Source organism: Desulfomarina sp., from assembly GCF_054039375.1.
Genome location: NZ_JBPLBA010000164.1, coordinates 1 through 5,118, shown reverse-complemented (window position 1 = coordinate 5,118; position 5,118 = coordinate 1). Strand labels below are relative to the sequence as shown.

General features: G+C 51.3%; 5 protein-coding genes. All 5 read left to right on the top strand.

The window, feature by feature from the left end:
* Window positions 1-668: 668 nt before the first annotated feature.
* Entirely contained in the window at window positions 669-1,982 is a 1,314-nt protein-coding gene (gene hisD, locus ACXLDX_RS09690; RefSeq protein WP_457576978.1) for a histidinol dehydrogenase, read from the top strand.
* Entirely contained in the window at window positions 1,972-2,664 is a 693-nt protein-coding gene (gene rsmG, locus ACXLDX_RS09685) for a 16S rRNA (guanine(527)-N(7))-methyltransferase RsmG (protein WP_457576977.1), read from the top strand. The genes hisD and rsmG overlap by 11 nt, the downstream gene beginning before the upstream one ends.
* 18 nt (window positions 2,665-2,682) lie before the next feature.
* The gene (leuB, locus tag ACXLDX_RS09680) at window positions 2,683-3,756 is read left to right on the top strand and encodes a 3-isopropylmalate dehydrogenase (RefSeq protein WP_457576976.1); all 1,074 of its coding nucleotides are present in this window, start codon (window positions 2,683-2,685) and stop codon (window positions 3,754-3,756) included.
* A gap of 9 nt (window positions 3,757-3,765) precedes the next feature.
* Window positions 3,766-4,698, top strand: coding sequence for a ribose-phosphate diphosphokinase (locus ACXLDX_RS09675; protein WP_457576975.1), 933 nt, complete (start codon window positions 3,766-3,768; stop codon window positions 4,696-4,698).
* A 116-nt stretch (window positions 4,699-4,814) separates the two neighbouring features.
* Window positions 4,815-5,118: cyclic nucleotide-binding domain-containing protein (locus ACXLDX_RS09670; protein ID WP_457576974.1), on the top strand; the 304-nt coding region annotated here is incomplete at its 3' end.

The following is a 5,118-nucleotide window of genomic DNA, read 5'->3' as shown; positions in this document are numbered from 1 at the left end:
TAAAATGACCTGGACTGACACTTTTTCATTTGAATTCCTTATCAATTGAGATTTCCAGTGATTTTTGACCGTAGGCTAGCCTGATAAAACAGGCACATCCACAATTTGGCTGAGTTTCATGGGTAATTAAGTTTTCTTTTCTTCAACTCCGGGCACTTTTCAGAGGCAGTGTCCGGAGACCGTTTGTAATTGCTCGAAGGCACTCCGGCTTTTTACGGTCTCTGTTGTCCGCATGGGCAGGCTATGGCAAAGAAGAGCCTGTAAAAATCTGTGGCACCTGTGAGCAATTATGGCCATTTTTCTTCTGTCCCGTTTTCTGTTGTCTTCATACGGTAAGCTTGATATTCTTGTCTGACCTAAATCCTGCACTTCAGAAAATGAAAAAATATAAATATAACTTAATTTCAATATATTATGATATATTTAGCAAATTTGGTTGTTCACTTCTTAGGTGAATGTAAATTTTTTCATTTTCTTTGCCCTGCGGGATTGGCAATTTTACCGAATCCGGAGTCTCGCAGGCTCGCTTACCTGCTTTGTTTTCAATGGCTTGAAGTATGATTATACGTCAGCGCCATTGGACCTCGCATCTCCGGTAAACTTGCCAATTGCAGGATTTAGGTCTGATTGTAACTGCTCACAGATTCAGGTTTTAAAAAAGGAAAATTATGCTTATTACACCAGTTGATCTTTCAACTCCTGCCGGTGAGGATGTGGTTGCGGATCTGCTCGATCGTTTCCAGGCTGCTGACTCTTCCTGTCAGCAGGTGGTGGAAGAGATATTACGGGCGGTTCGAGAAAAAAAAGATGAGGCGGTAGTTGAGTATGGTCGCCGGTTTGACGCCCCGGACCTGACTGTTTCAGGCCTGCAGGTCGACTCGCTGGAGTTGCGGGAGGCGTACGACCAGGTTACACCGGAATTTCGACAAACACTTTCTGCGGCCATTGACAGAATCGAGAGTTTTCATGAGCGGGAAATGGAAGACTCCTGGCTGCAGACGAGGGAGGACGGAACCATTGTCGGCAGGCTGGTGAGACCTGTGGATTCAGCCGGACTGTATGTTCCCGGAGGGCAGGGTGGCTCCACTCCTCTTGTTTCATCTGTTCTTATGAATGGTATTCCGGCGGCCATTGCCGGGGTAAACAGGCGGGTCATGGTCACACCTCCTGCAGCTGACGGCAGTGTAAATCCATATCTGCTGGTTGCCGCCCAGGAAGCGGGTATTGCAGAGGTTTACAAGGCCGGTTCCGCCTGGGCCATTGCGGCCCTGGCCTATGGCACGGAGACTATTCCGGCGGTTGACGTTATTGTCGGCCCCGGTAACCAGTATGTGACCGAGGCCAAACGACAGATCTCAGGCATGGTGCGTATTGATATGATTGCCGGGCCATCCGAGGTTTTGATTGTGGCGGACGACAGTGCTGATCCGTCGGCGGCAGCGGCGGATATGCTGGCCCAGGCGGAGCATGATCCCCTGGCCCTGGCGATACTGATCACCACGGAAGAAGGGTTCTGTGATCAAGTTCTGGCAGAACTTGATCGCCGGCTGCCTGCACTTTCCCGACGGGAGATAGCCGAAAAAGCCCTGCGGGACAGGGGAGTCATGCTGGTTGCTTCCAGTCTGGAGGAGGCAATTGATACTGCGAACAGTATTGCCATAGAACATCTTGAGCTGATGATTGGAGACCCGTGGGCCCAGATTCCCCATATTCGTCACGCCGGGGCCATTTTCCTCGGACACCATACACCGGAGGCCGCCGGGGATTATTTCGCGGGACCGAATCATGTCCTGCCCACCATGGGCACAGCCAGATTTGCCTCGGCACTCGGAGTAGAAACTTTTTTGAAGAAAAGTTCCATCATCAGCTATTCACAGGCAGCTCTCAAAGCGGATGGTGATCATATCCGTAGACTGGCGGCCCTGGAAGGATTGACAGCCCACGGGGCCTCGGTTACGGCCAGGTTGAAAGATGGGAAGTAGTTTCAGGGATCGGTTGCAGCAGGGGCTGGTTCTCCTGGACCTGGAAGTTGATTATGAAGGTCGGAAAAGGCTGGAACTTTATTTTAATGAATTGCGGAGGTGGAGCGGTAAGGTCAATCTCATTTCCCGCCTGAGCAGTGATGAAGAGATTATCGAGAATCACTTCCTTGATTCCCTGGCCCTGCTGCCCCTGCTCGAATCAGAGAACTGCCACCTGCTTGACGTGGGCAGTGGTGCCGGTTTTCCTGGTCTTGCCTGTAAGGCGGCAAGGCCGGATATGGAGCTGACCCTTGTGGAGCCACGAAAAAAAAGGGTGTTTTTTCTTCGTCATATTGTCCGTATTCTCGGGCTGCAGTCCGTTTCCATTTTTGATTGTCGCATTGAAGATGAACAGAGGCTGGGGGAGAACCATGTCTTTACCGATATCACCTCCAGAGCTGTATCTGATATTGATATGTTTCTGGCCATGGTGCAGCGATTTTCCGCTACCGGTGCGAAGATTATCTGCATGAAAGGTCCCAGGTGGCGCGAAGAGGTTGCTCTTGTTGGTGAGAAAATGCAGAATTTATATAAACTCAAGGAAAATGTAAAAATAACCCTGCCGTTTTCCGGTGCCGAGCGGGCATTTCTGGTGTATAAGGGATGCAGTTTTGATGAAAAAGAAAGAAGTCTAAAGCAGTAGTCTGAACAGGTGAAAATAATGAAAAAAATTGCAGTGTTACCCGGAGACGGTATTGGCCCGGAAGTGATGGATGAGGCAATCAAGGTACTTGGTGCCGTCCAGAAAAAATTCTCCTTTGATCTCGCTTATGAATATGCGGATGTGGGGGGAATTGCCATCGATAATCATGGTGAAGCTCTTCCTTCATCCACTCTCCAGATCTGTGAAAACAGTGATGCCATACTGTTCGGGTCCGTTGGCGGTCCGAAATGGGAAAGTCTGCCGCCTGAGCAGCAGCCGGAAAGGGCGGCGCTTCTGCCGCTCAGAAAACACTTTGACCTGTTCTGCAATTTTCGGCCAGCCAGGGTCTTTCCGTCTCTCACAGCCGCCTGTCCCCTGCGACCCGATATCGTGGGGGAGGGATTTGATATTCTCTGTGTCCGCGAGTTGACTTCCGGCATTTATTTCGGTACTCCCAAGGGACGGGAGGGAGAGGGGCCGGATGAACGGGCTTTTGACACCATGGCGTACAAACGTTCGGAGATCCGGCGTATTGCTAAAATGGCCTTTGAGGCGGCACGACAGAGAAAAGGCAAGGTGACCAGTGTCGACAAGGCCAATGTGCTGACCACCATGGTGCTCTGGCGGGAGGTTGTGGTCGAGGTGGCGGCTGAATACCCGGATGTGGCCCTGAATCATATTTATGTAGATAATGCCACCATGCAGCTGGTTCGTGATCCCCACCAGTTTGATGTACTGCTGTGCGGTAATATGTTTGGTGATATTATTTCCGACGAGGCAGCCATGCTCACCGGTTCCATGGGATTGCTGGCTTCTGCATCGTTGAATAGTGAAAAATTCGGTCTCTACGAGCCGGCGGGAGGTTCCGCGCCGGACATTGCCGGAAGGGGAATTGCCAATCCCATTGCGGAGATTCTTTCCGCGGCCATGATGCTCCGTTACAGTCTGGGCCTGGGTGAGGCTGCCGATGCCATTGACAATGCGGTGGCGACAACTCTTGAAAAGGGTATCTGTACTGTGGATATCGCGGTGGACAAGTCTTCCGCGGTGAACACCGGTGAAATGGGAGATGCAATTGTGGCCGCCCTGTAGGGGGCAGTTTTGGGAGAAACTGAGATGACGGTGAAGGAGAATATTGTCCTTGTGGCCAATCAGGCTTCCACTGACCTGGCCAATAAGTTGGCGGAAAGATTGTGGATCCGTTTTACAGAAATGGAGCGGAAGGTATTTGCCGATGGTGAGGTTTACCATGCTTTTCCCGAATCAGTTTCAGGCAAAGATCTGATCATTCTGGGAGCAACCCATAGCGACAGTTCGCATCAGGAGCTGCTGGATCTCATATCCGGGGGACGCTACTGGAATGCCGCCTCCATCAATGTGATTATTCCGTACCTTGGGTATTCTACCATGGAACGGGCCAAACCGGGTTCCAACGAGATTCCCAAGGGCGTTACCAGGACCCGGCAGATTTTTCGGGCCCGCCCTAACTTCGTGGCCTTTGTGGATCTTCATTCTGAGGCGGTTCTTCATGCCCATGCCGGGGAGATCAGGGCCAAACATATCTGGACCGACAGCCTGGTAGTTAAAAAAATCCGGTCAAGCGGTCTCAGGGATTTTGTTCTTGTCTCCCCTGATTACGGCTTTTCCAAGCGGGTGGCCCGTCTGGCAAGCTTTCTGAACTGTCCCCACACGGCGGCGGACAAGGATCGGTACGATACGGATAAAACCATTGTCAGCCAGGTTTCCAATGTGGTCAAGGGAAAGACAGCCATAATCTGTGACGATATGATCCGCACAGGTGGATCTATTATTCAGACGGCCGAGCGTTGTCTGGAAGCCGGGGCTGTGGATGTGGTGGCCCTTGCCACCCATTTGGTCATGGCAGGTAATTCCATGGAAAAGTTCAGGTCCTCTCCCATTTCCAGGGTGATAGGTTCCGATACTTTTCCCGGCAGGGAAAGCAATGACATCCTGGATGTCTATTCGGTGGCTCCCCTTCTGGCTGATGTGATTGAGACTTATCTGCAGATATAGCGTAAATCCAATTTTTTATTGTTTCCGGAGTTATTAACCCCGCGAGCGGTTACAGTTCATACGTAATCAGAAAATCATATGATTGCTACCCCTGTGACCAGTTACATGAATGTGTCATGAAACGAGAGGATATTGTCAAAAACCTGCAGCGCTCTGTTCTTTTCCGGGATATTGCGGAGCAGGATTTGGCGGCCTATGCGGAGCTGGCCCGGGTGCAGATTTTTTCCCAGGGACAGTATGTGTACAGAGAGGGTGACACCAGCGATATTTTCCATGTGATAGCTGTTGGCGAAGCCGAACTTGTGCTGACCCGTGATGACGGTGTCGGTCGTATTGTCGGTCGGATAGGTCCGGGTGGACATTTCGGTGAGACCGGTATTCTCACCGGCAAACCACGCTCGGTCGGGGTGCGGGCCCTGG